We start from the raw sequence: 19,076 nt of genomic DNA, 5'->3' as shown, positions 1-19,076 counted from the left end.
ATCTGATAAGCGGTGGTAGCTATATTTATGATAGTGCACGCAGCAAGCGGTCGTGCACCCCGCCGAAGCCACCATTGCTCATGCAGACGATGTGATCGCCCGGCTTTGCGGCCTGCTGCACCTGGCTGACCAGGGTGTCGATGTCTGGCGCGGTCTGTGCGCGCTGGCCGGGGCCTACGCCCAACGGCGCCAGGGCGTCGGCGGCATCCCAGTCCAGCCCGGCCGTGTGGCAAAAGGCCAGATCGGCGTTCTCCAGCGCCCAGGGCAACTGGCTTTTCATGGCGCCCAGCTTCATGGTGTTGCTGCGCGGCTCGAACACCGCCAGGATGCGTGCATCGGCCCCCAGGCTGCGGCGCAAGCCATCCAGTGTGGTGCGCAGCGCGGTGGGGTGGTGCGCAAAGTCGTCGTACACCGCGATGCCGTTGACGGTGCCGCGCAATTCCATGCGGCGTTTGACATTCTGAAAATTGGCCAGCGCCTGTGCGGCCTGCGGCACGGGCACGCCCACATGGTGGGCCGCTGCAATCGCTGCCAGCGCATTGAGCTGGTTGTGCACGCCCGTCAGGCTCCATTGCACGCGCGCTACCGCAGCACCCTGGTGCAGCACGTCAAAATCCTGCGGGTCGCCCACGGCAGAAAAATCGCTCACTGCGGCACCGAAGCTGCTCACCGTGCTCCAGCAGCCGGTGTGCAGCACACGGGCCAGGCTTTCTTCGAGCCCGTTGACCACGATGCGACCTGAGGGCGGCACGGTGCGCACCAGGTGGTGAAACTGGCGCTCGATGGCGGCCAGGTCATCAAAGATGTCGGCATGGTCGAATTCCAGATTGTTCAGCACCGCCGTGCGCGGGCGGTAATGTACGAACTTGCTGCGCTTGTCGAAAAAGGCGGTGTCGTACTCGTCGGCCTCAATGACAAAGAGCGGGCGGGTGTCGAGCGCCCCGTCGCCTGCGATGAGGCGGTGCGTGGCGCCGAGGCGGGCGGACACCCCGAAGTTCAGCGGCACGCCGCCAATCAAAAAGCCCGGCTGCAGTCCGGCACTTTCCAGAATCCAGGCCAGCATCGACGTGGTGGTGGTCTTGCCGTGGGTTCCCGCCACAGCCAGCACGTGCCGACCCTGCAACACCTGTTCGGCCAGCCACTGCGGGCCGCTGGTGTAGGGCAGGCCGGCGTCCAGAATGGCTTCCATGAGCGGAAACTTGGGGCTGCCGTCGGCCAGCCGGGCGCGGCTGACCACATTGCCCACCACGAACACATCGGGGCGCAGCGCCAACTGGTCTGCTCCGAACCCTTCGATCAGCTCGATGCCCAAGGCGCGCAGCTGATCGCTCATGGGCGGGTAAACACCGGCGTCGCAGCCAGTAACCTTGTGCCCGGCTTCCCGCGCCAGTGCGGCCAAGCCCCCCATGAACGTGCCGCAAATCCCGAGTATGTGTATGTGCATGGGCGCAGATTCTAAGGTTCAAGCACAAAAGGCCCTGCAGCGCTTGTGTGGTAAGCGCAAGAAGCTATTAAAAACATAGTGTCTGCCAGGGTGGCTGGAGTGCAAAGGCCATATCTTCGTCGGGCCATGCGGGGCGGCGTGGCGGCTTGTCACGGGTTGGCGCCACAATAGCGCCTCCCAACGCCATCCCATTGCGCCATGCCAACACCTTTGAGCGCCGAAATCGCCAGCACCACTGCCCGGCTGGTCGTGGAAGAGGGCCTGGAGTGGGGCCCCGCCAAACGCCGTGCCGTGCGCCAGCTGGGCCTGCCGGCACGCACCCCCCTGCCCGACAACGATGAGGTGGAAGACGCAGTACGGGAATACATCGCCCTGTTTTGCGCCGACACCCAGCCCCGTGAATTGCGTGCCCTGCGCCAGCTGGCCCTGGTCTGGATGGAGCGCATGTCCGCTTTTCGGCCCCATCTCGGCGGCGCGGTGTGGCGTGGCACTGCCACCCGGCTGTCGGATATTTATCTGCAGTTGTTCTGTGATGACTCCAAATCAGCCGAGATCGCGCTGATAGACCATAACGTCGATTACGAGCCGCGCACCGTACCAGGCTTTCACGGCGATTCTGTCGAGGCCCTCAGCGTGGGCAGCAAGTGCCCTGAACTGGGTGAAATGATCGGCGTGCATTTGCTGATCTACGATCTCAACGATTTGCGCGGAGCCTTGCGCCCCGATACCAAGGGACGATCGCCACGTGGTGACATCACCGCGGTGCGGCGCCTTCTTCAGGAAAATGCCCCATGACTCTGCCATCCCTGCCATCTGCTGAATCGTCTGTTTCCTCTGAGTCTGGTCATGGCGTAACGCCCGTAAGCCGGCGCAGGGCTTTGTATGCTGGTGTGGCTGCCGCTGCCGCGCTGGGTGGTGCCGGCCTGGCCTGGTGGCGCCTGCAGCCCCGCGCTGTGCAAGCGGGCGCCGAGCAGGCACTTTGGACCCAGGCATTCGACACGCCCGAGGGCGCCCAGCTGGCCATGGGGGCGTTTGCTGGCAAACCCTTGCTGCTCAACTTCTGGGCGACCTGGTGTCCGCCCTGTGTAGAAGAGTTGCCCCTGCTCAACACCTTTCATCGCGAAAACAAGGCCAACGGTTGGCAAGTGGTGGGGTTGGCGATTGATCAGCCTTCTTCGGTGCGGAAATTTCTGGCGCGGCTACCGCTGGATTTCCCGGTGGGCTTGGCAGGGCTGGGGGGCTCGGAGTTGGGGCGCTCCTTGGGCAACCTGACGGGTGGCCTGCCCTTCACCGTGGTGTTCGGCGCGGAAGGGCGCGTGTTGCATCGTAAAATGGGCCAGGTTACCCCGCAGGACTTGCAAAAGTGGGTTGCCCTGCGCTGAATATACTTTCCGTAAAAATAGCCAGTCAAAACCGCTGAAAGGGGCTATGCCCCCGCTGTCGATGGTGAAAAATGCGCTCTAAAGACTGAAGTAGGCTGAAATTGGAGTAAATTCGCGCCTTATTCAGTTTTATAGCCGTTGGAGCTTCCATGGATTTGCGAAAACTCAAAACCCTCATCGATCTGGTATCCGAGTCGAATGTGTCTGAACTCGAGATCACCGAAGCCGAGGGCAAGGTCCGTATCGTCAAGAGCGGCGGCGCTGTGGTGCAGCAGTATGTTCCGGCTCCCATGCCCGCTGCGGCTGCAGCAGCCGCGCCGGCCACCGTTGCCGAGCTGCCCGCACCGGTGGCTGCAGCGCCCACTGGCCATGTGGTGAAGTCGCCCATGGTGGGCACTTTTTACCGTTCGTCCAGCCCCGGTGCCAAGGCGTTCGTCGAGGTGGGCAGCCAGGTCAAGGAAGGCGAGACGGTCTGCATCATCGAAGCCATGAAGATCCTCAATGAAATCGAGGCCGACAAATCCGGCACAGTGACCAAGATTCTGGGTGAGAACGGTCAGGCCGTCGAATACGGACAGCCCTTGTTCGTGATCGAGTAATTCCTGCCCATGTTTAAAAAGATTCTTGTTGCCTTTGGTGGCGCCATGGTCAGCAGCGAGGCAATGCAAATTGCCCTGGCGCGTGCCAGTGTGCCGGTGATGAGCTGCGAGATAGCCTATGTTTAAAAAGATCCTGGTCGCCAATCGCGGCGTTCGTGCCAACGGCAAGGCAATGCATATTGCCCTGGCGCGCTCGAGCGTGCGGGCGATGGGCCGCGAGATAGCCTATGTTTAAAAAGATCCTGGTCGCCAATCGCGGCGTTCTTGCCGGCGGCAAGGCAACGCAAATTGCCCTGGCACGCGCCAGCGTGCGGGCGATGAGCCGCGAGATAGCCTATGTTTAAAAAGATCCTGGTCGCCAATCGCGGCGTTCTTGCCAGCGGCAAGGCAATGCAAATTGCCCTGGCACGCGCCAGCGTGCGGGCGATGAGCCGCGAGATAGCCTATGTTTAAAAAGATCCTGGTCGCCAATCGCGGCGAAATCGCCCTGCGCATCCAGCGCGCCTGCCACGAGCTGGGCGTGAAAGCCGTGATGGTCTACTCCGAGGCCGATCGTGATGCCAAGTATGTAAAGCTGGCCGAAGAGGCCGTCTGCATTGGCCCTGCGCCCTCGCCGCTGTCTTACCTCAACATGCCGGCCATCATTTCGGCGGCCGAGGTGACGGATGCAGAAGCCATCCACCCGGGCTACGGTTTTCTATCCGAAAACGCCGATTTTGCCGAGCGGGTGGAAAAAAGCGGTTTCCAGTTCATTGGTCCCACGCCAGACAACATCCGCACCATGGGCGACAAGGTGTCGGCCAAGCAGGCCATGATCCGCGCCGGCGTGCCCTGCGTGCCCGGATCGGAAGGCGAGCTGCCGGATGATCCGGTGCAGATCCGCCGCATTGCCAAAGCGGTGGGATATCCCGTGATCATCAAGGCGGCCGGCGGCGGTGGTGGCCGCGGCATGCGTGTGGTGCACACCGAGGCAGCGCTGGTGAATGCCGTGCAGATGACCAAGGCCGAAGCGGGCGCTGCGTTTGGCAATCCTGCGGTGTACATGGAGAAATTCCTCCAGAACCCGCGCCATATTGAGATCCAGATCCTTGCCGACAAGCACCGCAATGCCGTGTACCTGGGCGAGCGCGACTGCTCCATGCAGCGGCGCCATCAAAAGGTGATCGAAGAGGCTCCGGCACCCGGCATTCCCCGCAAGCTGATCGAACGCATCGGCGAGCGCTGCGTGGCTGCATGCAAGAAGATCGGTTATCGCGGTGCGGGCACTTTCGAGTTTCTGTACGAAAACGGTGAGTTCTACTTTATCGAGATGAACACGCGCGTGCAGGTGGAGCATCCGGTGACCGAATGGGTCACGGGTGTGGATATTGTGCGCACGCAGATCATGGTGGCGGCCGGTGAAAAGTTGCCTTTCACCCAGCGACAGATCGAGATTCGTGGCCATGCCATTGAATGCCGGGTGAACGCCGAAGACCCTTACAAGTTCATCCCTTCTCCGGGGCGCATCACCATGTGGCATGCGCCGGGCGGCCCGGGGGTGCGGGTGGATTCGCATGCGTACACCAACTATTTTGTCCCCCCGAACTACGACTCGATGATCGGCAAGATCATCGTGCATGGCGACACGCGTGAACAGGCCTTGGCCCGCATGCGCACGGCGCTCTCGGAAACCGTGATCGAGGGGATCAACACCAACGTGCCGTTGCACCGCGAGCTGATGGTGGATGCCAAGTTTGTGTCGGGCGGCACCAACATTCACTATCTGGAAGAGTGGCTGTCACAGCACAAGCGGTGAAATCCTCCCGCGCATGGTTCCATGCTGGCTCCTGGCAACGGGTGCCAGCATTTCATTTTTTCTGAGAGGCGTGTTTCATGTTTGAGCTGAGTCTGATGTGTCCGGAAGACCGCATTGAGGCGGTGAGCGATGCGCTGGATGCGCTGGATGCCCTGAGCGTGTCGGTGGAGGACGCTGACGCGCAGACCGATGCCGAGCAGGCATTGTTTGGAGAGCCGGGCATGCCTCCGCCCAAGGAGGGCTGGCAGCGCAGCCGGGTGGTGGCCCTGTTTGAAACCGAAGCCGCCGCGAGCGAGGCGCAGCAATTGCTGGCCGTGCAGGATTTCTTCACGGGGTGCAAGGTGCTGGGGCTGGCGCAGGTACCCGAGCAGGACTGGGTGCGACTGACGCAGTCGCAGTTTGCACCGGTCGACATCACTCCCGACTTCTGGATTGTTCCGACCTGGCATGAGCTGCCAGCGCAGGCCCTGCGCAGCATCCGGCTGGATCCGGGGCTTGCTTTTGGCACGGGCACCCACCCCACCACGCGCATGTGCCTGCGATGGATTGCGCGCCACGGCGCCACCAGCGCAGCAGCCGGCAATCCCCTCGGCCGGGTGCTTGACTACGGCTGTGGCTCGGGCATTCTGGCCATAGGTGCGGCCAAGTTCGGCGCCACCGATATCGATGCCGTGGACATTGATCCAGCCGCCGTCGAATCCACGATGCAGAATGCCCTGGCCAACGGCGTGCAGGTGCAGGCAGGCCTGCCGGACAAGGCCCAGGGGCTCTACCAGACGGTGCTGGCCAACATTCTTGCCACTCCGTTGAGGGTGCTGGCACCATTGCTGTGCGCGCATGTGGCACCAGGCGGACACCTTGTGCTGGCAGGCATTCTGGAGCGCCAGGCGCAGGAGCTGCAGGAAGCCTACGCGCCATGGATTCGCCTTGAGGTGGCAGATGCCGAGGATGGCTGGATCCTCATGACGGCCTCCCGCTGAGTTGTCCACGCCGCTGAAGTTTGTCGTTAAGGGGCGCTTACTACAATGGATCGCAGATGAGCCAGATTACACGCTGCCCTTCCTGCGCGACGAAATTCAAGGTGGTTGCCGATCAGTTGCGCATATCTGACGGCTGGGTGCGCTGCGGGCAATGCAAGGAAGTCTTCGATGCGTCGGCCCATCTGCTGCCTTCTGAGTCGCAGGCTCTGCTGCCGGACGTGTCCATGACCGCGTCGCGCCCACCACCGACGCCGGTGGTACGCGCCACCAGTGCAGTGCGTGCCTGGGGCGCCCCTTCTGCGGACACCCCCGCTGCTCCTTCGGCGCTGGGTGTGCCGCCTGCCAAGGCGCACGACCTGTCCTGGGATCATCCTTTGCCAGACAGCGTGCTGGATGTGCCAGTCCAGGCTGTGCCCTCGTTTCTTGTTGCGGGTAAGGCGACTTTCTCATCCCCTGGACAGGAAATGACCCTGCAGCCTACTGCTCCATTTGCCTGGAGATCGGTTGTACCCCCAGCCGGCACCGCTCTTGCTGACGGGGCGATGCCGGGGGCTGATCCCTTAGTTCCGGTGGCCGATGCGGTGCCGCCGCTCGTTCCCCTCCATAAAGGGCATTCTTCGGAAAACGCGTCCCCTGCGCTACAGATGGGTGAGAGCCTGCCAGGCTACGAATTGCCATATGACGAGTTCCGTGAAGAGTGGCCTGAGGATGAGCTGGCCGGAGACTCTTCTACTGCAGGCGCTGCCTTGTATCCGCCACTGGAGTTGCCGCGCAAGCAATCCCTGATTGAGCCGGAAAGAGGCGGCGACTTTGTGGATGAGCATGAGATTTCGCACACGCAGAAGGATTCACCAGGACGGGGTTCGGACACGTCATTCGATGAATCTCTCTCCCCGGAATCCTTGTCCAGGGACGGTATGGGGCGAACCGAAAATCTGCAGGATGGGGCGGTGGGCGTCATCCCGCGGGCGCAGGACGAAGATGACTCGCCCGAGGGCACTTCGGGTGCGGATGAAGTGAGTTTTGTCCGCGCCGCAAAGCGCAAGGCCTTCTGGCGGCGCCCTTTGGTGCGGACGGGGTTGGGGGTCATCGCAATGGTGCTGTTGTGCACCTTGGCATTGCAGATGGTGCTGCAGGAGCGGGACCGCATTGCGGCCATGGACGTCCGTGTTCGTCCTTGGCTTCAGAGGCTGTGCGAGCCCTTGCAGTGCACCTTGGCCCCGCTCAGGCAAATATCAGATGTCGTTATTGAAAGTTCTTCTTTCAACAAAGCACGCGGAGACAGCTACCAGCTGGTTTTTGTCATCAAGAACCGAGCAACGCTGCCCCTGTCCATGCCTGCGATGGAGTTGACCCTGACTGATACACAGGACCAGCCCGTGCTTCGGCGTGTATTTTTGCCCCAGGAGATGGGGGCTCCTGCGGAGCTTCCCGCACTGGGTGAATGGACCTCTTCGGTGGCGGTCGTCGTGACCACTGGCGGAGCGCGTGTGGCTGGCTATCGGCTGCTGGCGTTCTATCCCTGATTCTTAACCAACTTTTGCCATGGCTGTATTGATTTGTGGTTCCCTTGCGTTTGACACCATCATGACTTTTGAAGGGCGGTTTGCCGAGCAGATCCTGCCCGATCAACTGCACATCCTCAATGTGTCGTTTTTGGTGCCCTCCTTGCGGCGGGATTTTGGCGGGTGTGCCGGCAATATTGCCTACAGCCTGCAACTGTTGGGAGGCAAGCCGCTCCCCATGGCCATGCTGGGCAGTGACGGCGCTGATTACCTCTCGCGACTGAAGGAGCTGGGCATCAGCACTGCGCATGTGGGGCAGGCCCATGACACCTACACCGCGCAGGCCATGATCATGACGGACCGTGACAACAATCAGATCACGGCATTTCATCCCGGGGCGATGATGCAGGCCCATGTGAACCGCATCGAGCCTCAGGCCGACGTGAGACTTGGCATTATTGCGCCCGATGGAAGGGATGCCATGCTGGAGCACGCCGCCCAGATGGTTGCGGCAGATATTCCGTTTGTATTCGATCCAGGCCAGGGGTTGCCCATGTTCAACGGAGCCGAGCTGTCCCGGTTTGTCGAACAGGCCACCTGGGTCACGGTGAACGACTATGAAGGCAAAATGCTGTGCGAACGCACGGGCTGGTCTTGCGCCGAAATTTCACGCAAGGTGAAGGGTTTGGTTGTCACGCTGGGGGCGCAAGGTTGTGAGGTGTGGGTTGACGGAGAAAAGACCCTGGTGCCCGCAGTTGAACCCGCTGAGGTGGTGGATCCGACCGGGTGTGGGGACGCATGGCGCGGGGCGTTGCTTTTTGGGTTGGAGCGCGGCTGGTCGCTCGTGCGTTGCGCCGAACTGGGCAATCGTGTGGGGGCGCTCAAGATCGCACAGCGTGGGCCACAAAACTACACACTCGACTTCACACCTGCCTGATACCGTTTGCATGCCAAGACGTTTGGTCCATCTGCTCTCTCGGTAGCGGTTGGCGCGTCTGAATCCGCTTGTTTCCGGCATAAAAAAACCCGGTGCGCAAGCACCGGGCTGGGCACTGAAAGTGCAGGATTTACGGCTTGGTGCCGGTGGGGAAGGGCCAGGCCGCCTGGGGGTTCAGCGTGGTTTGCGCGGATGGTGCTGCGGCTGGGGCCTTCGCGGCTTTTTTGGCTGGGGCTACCTTCTTTGCAGGGGCTGCTTTTGGGGCGGGGGCAGCCTTCTTGGCGGCCACTACCTTCTTGGCAGGAGCGGCAGCTTTCTTCGCTGGCGCAGCCTTCTTGGCGGCCACTACCTTTTTGGCAGGAGCAGCAGCTTTCTTCGCTGGCGCAGCCTTCTTGGCAGCCACCACCTTCTTGGCAGGAGCAGCAGCTTTCTTCGCTGGCGCAGCCTTCTTGGCAGCCACTACCTTTTTGGCAGGAGCGGCAGCTTTCTTCGCTGGCGCAGCCTTCTTGGCAGCCACTACCTTTTTGGCAGGAGCGGCAGCTTTCTTCGCTGGCGCAGCCTTCTTGGCAGCCACTACCTTTTTGGCAGGAGCGGCAGCTTTCTTCGCTGGCGCAGCCTTCTTGGCAGCCACTACCTTCTTGGCAGGAGCAGCAGCTTTCTTCGCTGGAGCGGCCTTCGTAGCGACCATTACTTTCTTCGCTGGAGCGGCCTTCTTGGCGGCCGGTTTTTTCGCAGTTGCCATCATGTTCTCCTTGGGTCAATTTGCAAAGAGCACTCTCTGTCTGCAGTGGACAGAAAGCGATCCATGAGGATGGATAAGAACTCCATCTCCATGAACACGGAAACGACCCACGCGATGGCGCTCTGAGGCGTTGTCGGCGTGGGGCGTGGTGTAAAGATCCATGGTGGTGTGATGCGAAAGGTGCTAGTCCCAGGACAGCGCACCACCAGACTGGTATTCAATAACGCGGGTCTCGAAGAAGTTGCGTTCCTTCTTCAGGTCGATCATCTCGCTCATCCAGGGAAACGGGTTTTCTTCGTTGGGGAACAGCGTTTCCAGCCCGATCTGCGTGGCGCGGCGATTGGCGATGTAACGCAGGTAGCCCTTGAACATGGAGGCATTCATTCCGAGCACGCCGCGCGGCATGGTGTCTTCGGCGTAGCGGTACTCCAGCTCAACCGCCCTGAGGAACAGTGCCTTGATTTCTGCCTTGAACGCTGCTGTCCAGAGGTGGGGGTTTTCCAGCTTGAGCTGATTGATCAGGTCGATGCCGAAATTGCAGTGCATTGACTCGTCCCGCAGGATGTACTGGTACTGCTCGGCGGCACCGGTCATCTTGTTCTGGCGACCCAGCGCCAGGATCTGCGTGAAACCGACGTAGAAGAACAGACCCTCCATCAGGCAGGCAAAGACGATCAGCGATTTGAGCAGCGTCTGGTCGTTCTCGGGAGTGCCGGTATGGAAGTTGGGATCCATGATCGCCTCGATGAAGGGGATCAGGAACTGGTCCTTGTCGCGAATCGACTGGACTTCGTTGTAGGCGTTGAAGATTTCGCTTTCATCAAGACCGAGCGACTCCACGATGTACTGGTAGGCGTGCGTGTGGATGGCTTCTTCAAATGCTTGGCGCAACAGAAACTGGCGGCACTCTGGTGCTGTGATGTGGCGATAGGTGCCCAGCACAATGTTGTTGGCCGCCAGCGAGTCTGCGGTGACAAAGAAGCCCAGGTTGCGCTTGATGATGCGGCGCTCGTCATCCGTCAGGCCGTTGGGGTCTTTCCACAACGCGATGTCCCGCGTCATGTTCACTTCCTGCGGCATCCAGTGATTGGCGCAAGTGGCCAGGTATTTTTCCCACGCCCACTTGTACTTGAATGGAACCAGCTGGTTGACGTCGGTCTGGCCGTTGATGATGCGTTTGTCGGCTGCGTTCACGCGGCGGTGCGCTGCCGCAGCGGTGGGCGCGGGCACACCACCGCCGGCGCTGACTGCAGCACCTACGACTTGCGCTGAGGGGGGCTGGAAAGACAGAGGCGGTTGTCCCGCCAGGCGGTTGTGGTTCAGACCGCCGTCCAGTTGATTTTGCGATGAGGGCTTGACTTCTTCGTCCCAGGTCAACATAGATTTTCCAGTGTTCGGATTATGAAAGCAGTGCTGCAAAAAGAAAAGCACTGAAGCGTTGTGCAGCAAGGTTTTGTTGCTTCACAACACATGCGCAACGCATCGGACAAGGCCGATGCGTTGCCGTTGCCGTTGTTACTGACAGGCTTCGCAGCCGGGATCGTCGATCGCGCAGAACTTGATGTCCGTGGCCGGCAGTGCGGCACCGGGTGTTGCCGCGGCGGCCGCCGCGGTTTCGAGTGCGCTGGAGTGGGCCCGCGCAGGTGTCGATGCGCTGGTTGCACCACCTTCATTGCCCGACGAAACCGCGTTGAGCTGGCGCGTGGTCACCGTGCTCATCTCGACGTGTGTGGCACTTTGTGTGCGCAGGTAGTACGTGGTCTTGAGTCCGCGCACCCAGGCAAGTTTGTAGGTGTCGTCCAGTCTTTTGCCCGATGCGCCCGCCATGTAGATGTTCAGGCTCTGCGCCTGGTCAATCCACTTCTGGCGGCGCGATGCTGCCTCCACCAGCCACTGTGGGTCGACTTCAAACGCCGTGGAGTACAGCGCCTTGATGTCCTGGGGCACACGGTCGATCGGGTGGAGCGATCCCTTGAAGTGCTTGAGGTCCATGATCATCACGTCATCCCACAAGCCCAGTCGCTTGAGGTCGCGCACCAGGCCACCATTGATCACGGTGAATTCGCCTGACAGGTTGGACTTGACTGACAGGTTGCCGAACGAGGGTTCGATGGAGGCATCCACCCCAATGATGTTGGAAATCGTGGCCGTGGGGGCGATGGCAACGCAATTCGAGTTGCGCATGCCGTCCTGTGCAATCTTGTTGCGCAGGGCGTCCCAGTCCAGCGTGGACGAGCGATCCACTTCCACATAGCCGCCGCGGGCCGTTGACAGCATGTCGAGCGTGTCCAAAGGCAGGATGCCGCGATCCCATAGCGAGCCTTTGTAGCTGTGATATTTACCGCGCTCCCTGGCCAGATCACTGGAAGCCCAGTAGGCGTAATAGCAGATGGCTTCCATCGATTGATCGGCAAATTCCACGGCTTCTTGCGAAGCGTAAGGAATGCGCAGTTCGTACAGGCTGTCCTGAAAGGCCATGACCCCCAGGCCCACCGGGCGGTGGCGCAGGTTGGACTCCCTGGCCTTCTTGACGGCGTAGTAGTTGATGTCGATCACGTTGTCGAGCATGCGCATGGCCACCTTGATGGTCTTCTTGAGCTTGTCGTGGTCGAGTTTGCCGTCCTTGATGTGCTGCAGCAGATTGACCGAACCCAGGTTGCACACGGCGGTTTCGGTGTCGCTGGTGTTCAGCGTGATTTCGGTGCACAGGTTGGACGAGTGCACCACGCCGGCGTGCTGCTGGGGTGAACGCACGTTGCAGGCATCCTTGAACGTGATCCAGGGGTGGCCGGTTTCGAACAGCATGGTCAGCATCTTGCGCCACAGGTCGGTGGCCTGTACCGTCTTGGCAGGCTTGATTTCGCCGCGCGCTGCCGCCTCTTCGTAGGCGACATAGGCCTTTTCAAAGGCTGCGCCAAAAAGGTCGTGCAGGTCAGGCACGTCAGACGGCGAGAACAGCGTCCAGGTGCCCTTTTCCATCACGCGGCGCATGAACAGATCGGGAATCCAGTTGGCGGTATTCATGTCGTGCGTGCGGCGGCGGTCGTCACCGGTGTTCTTGCGCAGCTCCAGGAACTCTTCGATATCGAGGTGCCAGGTTTCCAGGTAGGTGCAGACGGCGCCTTTGCGCTTGCCGCCCTGGTTCACTGCCACGGCCGTGTCGTTGACCACTTTGAGGAAGGGCACCACCCCTTGCGACTCGCCATTGGTGCCCTTGATGTGGCTGCCCAGCGCGCGCACGCGTGTCCAGTCGTTGCCCAGGCCGCCAGCAAACTTGGACAGCAGGGCGTTTTCCTTGATGGACTCATAGATGCCATCGAGGTCGTCGGGTACTGTTGTGAGGTAGCAGCTGGACAACTGCGAACGCCGCGTGCCGCTGTTGAACAGCGTGGGCGTGCTGGACATGAAGTCGAAGCTGGAAAGAATCTCATAGAACTCGATGGCGCGTGCTTCGCGGTCGATCTCATTGAGCGAGAGTCCCATGGCCACGCGCATGAAGAAAGCCTGGGGCAGCTCGATGCGCGTTTTCTTGACGTGCAGGAAGTAGCGGTCATACAGGGTTTGCAGGCCGAGGTAATCAAATTGCAGGTCGCGGTCGGCCTTGAGGGCGGCGCCCAGGCGCTGCAGGTCGTACTGCAGCAGACGTTCATCCAGCAGCTCGTGCTCCACACCCTTCTTGATGAACTGCGGGAAATAGTCCACATAGCTTTGCGCCATTTCGGCCTGAGTGACTTCGCGGCCCAGCACCTCACGCACGATCGTGTGCAGCAACAGGCGCGCTGTGGCGTAGGTGTAGTCCGGATCCTTCTCGATGAGTGTGCGTGCGGCAAGAATGGACGCCTTGTAGACCTCTTCCATCGGTACACCGTCATACAGGTTGCGCATGGTTTCCGCCACGATGGGCTGGGCGCTGATGTCTGATCCCAGGCCGACGCACGCCGATGCAATGAGCGACTGCAGGCGGGCCAGGTCCAACGCCACGCGCTCACCGCCGTCCATGACATGCAACTGGGGGGCTGCGGGGGTTTGCTCTTCGGCTTGTCGGGCGCGCTCCTGGGTGCGGCGCTCGCGGTAGAGCACGTAGGCCCGAGCAATTTCATGGTGACCGCTGCGCATCAGCCCCAGTTCCACCTGGTCCTGCACGTCCTCAATGTGAAAGGTGCCGCCGCCGGGGCGTGAGCGCATCAGCGCGCGGGTCACATTCTGGGTCAGCATGTCCACCACCTCACGCACGCTGGCCGATGCGGCGCCTTGTGTACCGTGCACGGCCAGAAAGGCTTTCATCATGGCGACGGCGATCTTTTGCGGCTCAAACGGGACCACTGCGCCGTTGCGCCGGATGATCTGGTAGTGGGTCAGCACATTGGCCGTCGCGGGAGCGTGGGATGGCAGCGCCTGTGGCGTGGCGGCGAGGTTGTCGGGGGTGGTCAAAGCAGCTTGCATGGGTGTCCTCTTCTGTGGGCTGTACGGGATGGGCGGGCGGGCTGGGAAAAGCGGTCGCGGTGTTTTCAGTGTGTAACGGCGAAAATCTGTCGCACACTATAGATGGTGTGTCGATAGTATTCAAGACACTACCTGTAGTGTATCGCCTTGATAGGGGTCACAATCCGAGTTGCGCTGTTGCAGTGCGGCGCAGCGGGAAATCGAATGATCCCGCAGGCCCCATGCAGCCGATATGTGATGACTGAAATCAAGCAAAACCGGGCGTCGCAGGCGGTTTTTCTGGACCAGGCCGCGTGGGCGTTGACGCGGGGTTTTTTTCGCACCGCTGGGGGCGCGTTACAAACGGTGATGTTTGCGTGCTACAGCGGTGTCGCAGGCGTCACCGGTGCGGGTCCGGTATGCCTCGGGTTTCCGCAGGAAACTGCGTGAGGGGCCAGGCGAGCAGGCGCTGAAGCCTTGTCCAGTCAAATCCGGGGCCGGGGTCTTGCTTGCGTCCCGGTGCGACGTGTTCGTGCCCCGCCACATGGGTGACGGGGTAGCGCTCCCGGATGTCGGCGCACAGTCTGGCCAGCACCTCGTATTGCACCGGCTCAAACATCTGTCCTTCGAGCCCCTCCAGCTCGACACCAATCGAGTCGTCGTTGCACTGCGATCGCCCCCGGTAACTCGACTGGCCTGCGTGCCAGGCGCGCTCGTCGCAGTCCACAAATTGCCAGAGGGTGCCATCCCGTTCTATGAAGAAGTGCGCCGACACCTGCAGTCCCCGGATGCTTTGAAAGTAAGGGTGCGCGTCCCAGTCCAGGGCGTTGGCGAACAGTTTTTGTACCGACCCGCTGCCATAGCTCCCCGGCGGAAGGCTGATGGAATGGACCACGATCAGATCCACGGCAGCGCCACTGGGGCGCGGGCCAAAATTGGGAGAAGGTTGCCTGAGGGCCTCGTGATGCCAGCCCGCGTCCCACCGGGTTTGCGAGGGTGGCCCTTCAGCCAAGGTCGTCATGTGCGTCGTTGTCGCTCGGGGCGGAGATGTTCAACCGGGCAATGCGGTAACGGATTTGTCGCAGGCTGATTCCCAGCCGCGCCGCGGTGGCTGTCCGGTTGAAGTTGGCCTCGCGCAGCGCGCGCACCAGGATCTCCCGTTCCTGCTGGTCCAGCCAGGCTTGAAGATCGTTGGGCAGTGAAGTGCACGGTGTCAGTCCGCTGGTTGCCGCCATGCCGGGCGCGGCGTCGGCAACGGGCGCTGTTGTGGCCACTGGCTGGGTGGATGATGGGCGGGCGCCAAAGGCATCGGCGGCAGAGGTGGCGCACTCCACGTGCAGTTCATCCCCGTCGCTCAGTGCCACGGCCCGGTGCAGCAGGTTCTCCAGCTCGCGCACGTTGCCGGTCAGGGGGTGGCTGGCAATGGCATTCAGCGCCTGCTCCGTGAGTGCCGGTGTCTTCATTCCCGATTCCTGCGCTATGCGGGCCAGCAACGCCGTGCACAGCGCGGGCAGATCCTCTCTCCGCTCGCGCAGCGGAGGAATGACGATTTCGATCACGTTCAGGCGGTAATACAGATCCTGGCGGAACCGGCCCGACAGCACGTCGGCCGCGAGGTCGCGGTGGGTGGCGCTCACGATCCGCACGTCCACGGTTTCCTCCTGGGTCGAGCCCAGGGGCCGCACGCTGCGCTCCTGAATGGCGCGAAGCAGCTTCGATTGCATTGCCAGGGGCAGATCGCCGATTTCGTCGAGAAACAGTGTGCCGCCGCGTGCGGCCTGGAAATAGCCGTCGCGGTCCTGACCGGCCCCGGTGTACGACCCTTTGCGGGCGCCAAAGAATTCGGCTTCCAGCAGGTTTTCGGGGATGGCGCCGCAATTGACGGCAATGAGCGGGCCTTCAGACCGCTGACTGCTGGCGTGCAACGCCTGGGCCACCAGCTCCTTGCCGGTTCCGGACTCCCCGTGGATGAGCACCGGGGCCATGCTGCGGGCAACCTTGGCAATCCGCTGCTTGACATTGCAAATGGCCTCCGACTCGCCAATAAGGCGGTCCAGCGCGCTGCCGGTGCCTGTGGGCTCGGTCGTGCTGCCCGGGCGTGCCGGGCTGCGGCTGGAGCGCGGCGCGGGAACTCCCCCCGTCCCCTGCACGGCCGAAGCCACCACCGAACGGAACTGTTTCAGGTCTACCGGCTTGGTCAGGTAGTCGAAGGCCCCCGAGCGCAGCGCTTCGACCGCGTTTTCTGCAGACCCGTAAGCCGTCATGACCACACAACGTTCACGGCGCTGCTGGTTTCGCAGATCCAGCAACAGCTCCATGCCAAAACCATCGGGCAGGCGCATGTCGGTAATGACGGCGTCGAAACGGTGGTCTTTCAGTTGCTGGCGTGCCTCCTGAACGCTGGATGCGGTTTCCACGCGGTAACCTTCGCGCAGCAACGTGAGTTCATACAGGGTGCGCAGATCGGGCTCGTCGTCAACGACAAGGATGGAGGCGGCTGGGGCATTCATGGATTCAGGGGCCGTTCAGACGACGATGGTGTCAAACAGGGTGGCATTTTCAGCAGGGCGTGTATTGCGGCGGAAACCCACGGTAAAAGCATTGCCACCGATTTCGCCGCGTGGTGTGGTGCGCACCAGGCGCTGATAGCCAATCGAGGCGCCGTGGCGTTGGCACAGCTCCCGGCAGATATACAGGCCCAGTCCGCTGGATCGGCTTTCAGACGAAAAGAAGGGCTCGAACAGGTGGCGTTCCACCGATTTGTCCATGGGTGCCCCATCGCTCCATACCTGCAGGCTGATGGCCCCCGACGGGCTGACCCGGGTGGTAATGGCCAGCGAATCGTCGTGGGGGCCCTTGTAGCGCACGGCGTTGTCCAGCAGGTTGAACAGCACACGCCGCAAGTGCTCGGTATCAAACTCGATCTGGGCGTTGTGGCCCATCAGTGAAATGCTGGCGCGCCGCTGTGCCAGGTTCTGGTGCTGCCAGTCGGCGCAGATCTGGGCCACAGTGTCGTCCAGCAGCAGCGTGGAGGCGGGCGCGTGGCTGATCTGGTGCTGCACCCGGGCAATATCCAGCACCTCTTCGGCGATGCGCGCCAGGCGCTCTGCGTTCTGCCGCACCATCTGGGCGAGCCGTTGCTGGCCCGGGTCGTGCAGATCTTCTTCCAGCAAGGCATTGGCTTGAACGATGGCGGCCAGCGGGTTGCGAATTTCGTGGGCCACGGCAGCGGACATGCGGCCCATGGCTGCCAGTTTTTCTGTGCGCAAGCGCGCTTCCAGCTCACGCAGGTCGTGCAGGAACATCACGCACAGGCGCTCAATCGGCTCATTCAGGGACTCGTGGCGCGAGGCGGTCAGCCAGGTGCGCACATGCAGCCCGGTGGGGCTCTGGCCCGGATGCAGCAGGTCGGCATCGGCCGTGATGGGCTGTTCCTGGTGGAATGTGCGCTGCGCCAGCTTCACCAGTGGCAGCCAGGCGGGGTCCTCGTTCAGGGAGAAGGGGGGCGCCAGTGAGCCGGGGCCGCCCAGCAGCAGCAGTGCGGCCGGGTTGGCAATGCGCACGACATCCTGGCTGTCCAGCACCAGCACGCCATCGGTGAGGTGCTCGATCACCAGTGCGCTCACCTGGGACTGCACTCTCGCCGCCATCTGGCTTTTCTGGGCGAGCTGCTGCTCTCGCGCCAGCCGCACGGACAGCTGGTGCACCAGGTAAGTGATGATGAAAAAGCCCGTACCGGCCAGTGCGCTCTGGAGATAGCGCGAGGCGTCATCGCCGCCGCTGATCTGCCCTTGCCACCAGGCCAAGGCCAGCAGCAGCAAGGTGGCGGCTGCCGTCGTGCCCAGAGCCAGGGTCAGCGTGCCCAGCACTGCCGCCATCAGGATGGGCAGGCCGAACAGGGGCGTGTAATTCATGGAGCCGGCCTGCAGCAATTGCAAGGCGCACACCGCCGCCAGGTCCACGCCAATGAACGCAAGCCACCGGGGGCCCGCAGCGGGCGGCGGAGGGGCGCGGCCTGCAAGTGCGCGCTCGGCCAGCGTTACCGCGAGGTAGGCCACGCACACCGCCAGCGTGGCCGGCTCCGCCGCCAGGTTGATGAACTGCCCCAGGCCCTGCAAGAACAGCAGAGCCAGCGCCACCATGACGCGGCCGGTCAGGAACCCGCGCCACATGCGCACAAAAGGTGCATCTGCGGCAGACGGCGAAAGACCCGGCGGCAGGAACGGCATGGTGTCAGGCGCTGTGTTGGCGCCTGTGCTCGGCGCAGCAGTAGGCGTGCTGCCCCAACATCAGTGCCTCTGCGCGCGGTACATGCACGCCGCAGTGGCTGCAGGCCACCATGTCCTGGGGCAGTACTGGCGCCCGGGGGGCTGCCTTCTCGGGGCCGGATGCCGGGGGGCGGCGGCTTCGCCAGACACCCACGACCACCGCCAGCACAATCAGCAAAACCAGGTATTTCATGTGCTGCGACCCAAAACCACTTCCATCACGAAGCGCGAACCCACATACGCCAGCAGCAAAAGACCGGCGCCGGCGTAGAGTATTCGCACCGCATTGCGCCCACGCCAGCCAAAGCGTGCGCGGCCCAGCAGCAAGGTGGCAAAGGTGACCCACGACAGCAGCGAGAAAACCGCCTTGTGGTCCCAGCGGCCTGGATGCCCGTAAAGCGTTTCGCCAAACAGCCAGCCAGCGAGCAAAGTGGCCGTCAACAGCACAAAACCAGCCGTGACGAAGCGGAAGGTCAGTCGCTCCAGCGTGAGCAGCGGGATACCGCTTTGCGGGTCTTCTGCCTGGCGGATATGGTGCTCGGCACGCGTCATGAGCCAGGCATGCACGACTGCGGCGGCAAAAAGTCCGTAGCAGGCAATGCCCAGGGCCAGGTGCAGCGGCAGCCAGGGCGAGGCGGTTACATGCAAAGGCTGGCCAGAAAACACCAGGGACAGCAGCACCGCCCCCGCGCCCAGCAAGGCCAGTATCCAGCGCGCCCGCAACTGCGGAAAAAGCTGGCGTTCGACGGCATACACCGTGAGCACCAGCCACGCGGTCATCGACAGCGCGTGTGCAAACCCGAAGCGGGGGGTATCGCCCCACAGCCCCCACGCCAGCACGGCCGCATGCAGCACCCATGCCAGTAGCAGCACATTGCGCGCCGCCGCGGTGCTCAGGCGTGACGACGCAGCCGCAGAAGAGGCATACGCGGCTGCGGCCGCGAGGGCCAATAGCCAGCTGACAGGGGAAGCACTGGGTAAAATCATGGGTACAGTTTAGCC

16 protein-coding genes are annotated in these 19,076 nt (G+C 62.2%); 7 read left to right on the top strand and 9 right to left on the bottom strand.

All coding sequences use genetic code 11. The features are described from left to right. Nucleotides 1–25 precede the first annotated feature (25 nt). Nucleotides 26–1,444, bottom strand: coding sequence for a UDP-N-acetylmuramate:L-alanyl-gamma-D-glutamyl-meso-diaminopimelate ligase (mpl, locus tag K226_RS0100175; protein ID WP_024812852.1), 1,419 nt, complete (start codon nucleotides 1,442–1,444; stop codon nucleotides 26–28). A gap of 198 nt (nucleotides 1,445–1,642) precedes the next feature. On the opposite strand from mpl, the gene K226_RS0100170 reads away from it, so the two are divergent. From K226_RS0100170 to K226_RS0100130, 7 genes are all read left to right on the top strand, one after another. Beyond that, nucleotides 1,643–2,239, top strand: a complete 597-nt coding sequence (locus tag K226_RS0100170; protein WP_024812851.1) for a hypothetical protein — start codon at nucleotides 1,643–1,645, stop codon at nucleotides 2,237–2,239. Then, entirely contained in the window at nucleotides 2,236–2,826 is a 591-nt protein-coding gene (locus K226_RS0100165; RefSeq protein WP_024812850.1) for a TlpA disulfide reductase family protein, read from the top strand. Before K226_RS0100170 ends, K226_RS0100165 begins: the two co-directional genes overlap by 4 nt. Nucleotides 2,827–2,975: 149 nt before the next feature. Further along, nucleotides 2,976–3,425 (top strand): acetyl-CoA carboxylase biotin carboxyl carrier protein, encoded by a 450-nt coding sequence (gene accB / locus K226_RS0100160; protein ID WP_024812849.1) that lies wholly within the window; start codon nucleotides 2,976–2,978, stop codon nucleotides 3,423–3,425. A 445-nt stretch (nucleotides 3,426–3,870) separates the two neighbouring features. Next, complete coding sequence (accC, locus tag K226_RS0100145) at nucleotides 3,871–5,220, top strand: acetyl-CoA carboxylase biotin carboxylase subunit (protein WP_024812848.1); 1,350 nt, start codon at nucleotides 3,871–3,873, stop codon at nucleotides 5,218–5,220. Nucleotides 5,221–5,297: 77 nt separating this feature from the next. Beyond that, entirely contained in the window at nucleotides 5,298–6,200 is a 903-nt protein-coding gene (gene prmA / locus K226_RS0100140) for a 50S ribosomal protein L11 methyltransferase (RefSeq protein WP_024812847.1), read from the top strand. A gap of 56 nt (nucleotides 6,201–6,256) precedes the next feature. Then, nucleotides 6,257–7,726, top strand: coding sequence for a DUF3426 domain-containing protein (locus K226_RS19365; RefSeq protein WP_024812846.1), 1,470 nt, complete (start codon nucleotides 6,257–6,259; stop codon nucleotides 7,724–7,726). A 19-nt stretch (nucleotides 7,727–7,745) separates the two neighbouring features. Then, nucleotides 7,746–8,642, top strand: coding sequence for a carbohydrate kinase family protein (locus K226_RS0100130; protein ID WP_024812845.1), 897 nt, complete (start codon nucleotides 7,746–7,748; stop codon nucleotides 8,640–8,642). A 130-nt stretch (nucleotides 8,643–8,772) separates the two neighbouring features. Here the strand turns inward: K226_RS0100130 and K226_RS0100125 are convergent, their stop codons facing one another. From K226_RS0100125 to K226_RS0100090, 8 genes are all read right to left on the bottom strand, one after another. Further along, the gene (locus K226_RS0100125) at nucleotides 8,773–9,384 is read right to left on the bottom strand and encodes a hypothetical protein (protein ID WP_024812844.1); all 612 of its coding nucleotides are present in this window, start codon (nucleotides 9,382–9,384) and stop codon (nucleotides 8,773–8,775) included. Nucleotides 9,385–9,567: 183 nt separating this feature from the next. Then, complete coding sequence (locus K226_RS0100120; protein ID WP_024812843.1) at nucleotides 9,568–10,764, bottom strand: ribonucleotide-diphosphate reductase subunit beta; 1,197 nt, start codon at nucleotides 10,762–10,764, stop codon at nucleotides 9,568–9,570. Nucleotides 10,765–10,899: 135 nt separating this feature from the next. Beyond that, entirely contained in the window at nucleotides 10,900–13,827 is a 2,928-nt protein-coding gene (locus K226_RS0100115) for a ribonucleoside-diphosphate reductase subunit alpha (RefSeq protein WP_024812842.1), read from the bottom strand. Nucleotides 13,828–14,206: 379 nt separating this feature from the next. Beyond that, complete coding sequence (ampD, locus tag K226_RS0100110; RefSeq protein WP_024812841.1) at nucleotides 14,207–14,827, bottom strand: 1,6-anhydro-N-acetylmuramyl-L-alanine amidase AmpD; 621 nt, start codon at nucleotides 14,825–14,827, stop codon at nucleotides 14,207–14,209. After that, nucleotides 14,811–16,316 (bottom strand): sigma-54 dependent transcriptional regulator, encoded by a 1,506-nt coding sequence (locus K226_RS0100105; protein ID WP_024812840.1) that lies wholly within the window; start codon nucleotides 16,314–16,316, stop codon nucleotides 14,811–14,813. The genes ampD and K226_RS0100105 overlap by 17 nt, the downstream gene beginning before the upstream one ends. 15 nt (nucleotides 16,317–16,331) lie before the next feature. Beyond that, a complete protein-coding gene (locus K226_RS0100100) occupies nucleotides 16,332–18,035 on the bottom strand; it encodes a sensor histidine kinase KdpD (protein WP_024812839.1) in 1,704 nt (567 codons plus the stop codon). Nucleotides 18,036–18,039: 4 nt separating this feature from the next. Then, the gene (locus K226_RS0100095) at nucleotides 18,040–18,267 is read right to left on the bottom strand and encodes a PP0621 family protein (protein ID WP_024812838.1); all 228 of its coding nucleotides are present in this window, start codon (nucleotides 18,265–18,267) and stop codon (nucleotides 18,040–18,042) included. Then, nucleotides 18,264–19,061: an inner membrane protein YpjD gene (locus K226_RS0100090; protein WP_024812837.1), complete on the bottom strand. Its 798-nt coding sequence runs from the start codon at nucleotides 19,059–19,061 to the stop codon at nucleotides 18,264–18,266. Before K226_RS0100090 ends, K226_RS0100095 begins: the two co-directional genes overlap by 4 nt. Nucleotides 19,062–19,076: the final 15 nt, after the last annotated feature.

The sequence above is a fragment of the Acidovorax sp. JHL-3 genome (assembly GCF_000526295.1).
Taxonomy (GTDB): Bacteria; Pseudomonadota; Gammaproteobacteria; order Burkholderiales; family Burkholderiaceae_C; genus Acidovorax; species Acidovorax defluvii.
This window is presented reverse-complemented; position numbering and strand designations above follow the sequence as displayed.

What these genes read in the sequence shown, in the direction of transcription:
- K226_RS0100120 (WP_024812843.1), bottom strand. Translation starts at nt 10,764, where the DNA reads ATGTTGACCTGGGACGAAGAAGTCAAGCCCTCATCGCAAAATCAACTG.
- K226_RS0100115 (WP_024812842.1), bottom strand. Translation starts at nt 13,827, where the DNA reads ATGCAAGCTGCTTTGACCACCCCCGACAACCTCGCCGCCACGCCACAG.
- prmA (WP_024812847.1), top strand. Translation starts at nt 5,298, where the DNA reads ATGTTTGAGCTGAGTCTGATGTGTCCGGAAGACCGCATTGAGGCGGTG.
- K226_RS0100125 (WP_024812844.1), bottom strand. Translation starts at nt 9,384, where the DNA reads ATGGCAACTGCGAAAAAACCGGCCGCCAAGAAGGCCGCTCCAGCGAAG.
- mpl (WP_024812852.1), bottom strand. Translation starts at nt 1,444, where the DNA reads ATGCACATACACATACTCGGGATTTGCGGCACGTTCATGGGGGGCTTG.
- K226_RS0100170 (WP_024812851.1), top strand. Translation starts at nt 1,643, where the DNA reads ATGCCAACACCTTTGAGCGCCGAAATCGCCAGCACCACTGCCCGGCTG.
- K226_RS0100130 (WP_024812845.1), top strand. Translation starts at nt 7,746, where the DNA reads ATGGCTGTATTGATTTGTGGTTCCCTTGCGTTTGACACCATCATGACT.
- accC (WP_024812848.1), top strand. Translation starts at nt 3,871, where the DNA reads ATGTTTAAAAAGATCCTGGTCGCCAATCGCGGCGAAATCGCCCTGCGC.
- K226_RS0100100 (WP_024812839.1), bottom strand. Translation starts at nt 18,035, where the DNA reads ATGCCGTTCCTGCCGCCGGGTCTTTCGCCGTCTGCCGCAGATGCACCT.
- K226_RS0100105 (WP_024812840.1), bottom strand. Translation starts at nt 16,316, where the DNA reads ATGAATGCCCCAGCCGCCTCCATCCTTGTCGTTGACGACGAGCCCGAT.
- K226_RS0100165 (WP_024812850.1), top strand. Translation starts at nt 2,236, where the DNA reads ATGACTCTGCCATCCCTGCCATCTGCTGAATCGTCTGTTTCCTCTGAG.
- accB (WP_024812849.1), top strand. Translation starts at nt 2,976, where the DNA reads ATGGATTTGCGAAAACTCAAAACCCTCATCGATCTGGTATCCGAGTCG.
- K226_RS19365 (WP_024812846.1), top strand. Translation starts at nt 6,257, where the DNA reads ATGAGCCAGATTACACGCTGCCCTTCCTGCGCGACGAAATTCAAGGTG.
- K226_RS0100095 (WP_024812838.1), bottom strand. Translation starts at nt 18,267, where the DNA reads ATGAAATACCTGGTTTTGCTGATTGTGCTGGCGGTGGTCGTGGGTGTC.
- K226_RS0100090 (WP_024812837.1), bottom strand. Translation starts at nt 19,061, where the DNA reads ATGATTTTACCCAGTGCTTCCCCTGTCAGCTGGCTATTGGCCCTCGCG.
- ampD (WP_024812841.1), bottom strand. Translation starts at nt 14,827, where the DNA reads ATGACGACCTTGGCTGAAGGGCCACCCTCGCAAACCCGGTGGGACGCG.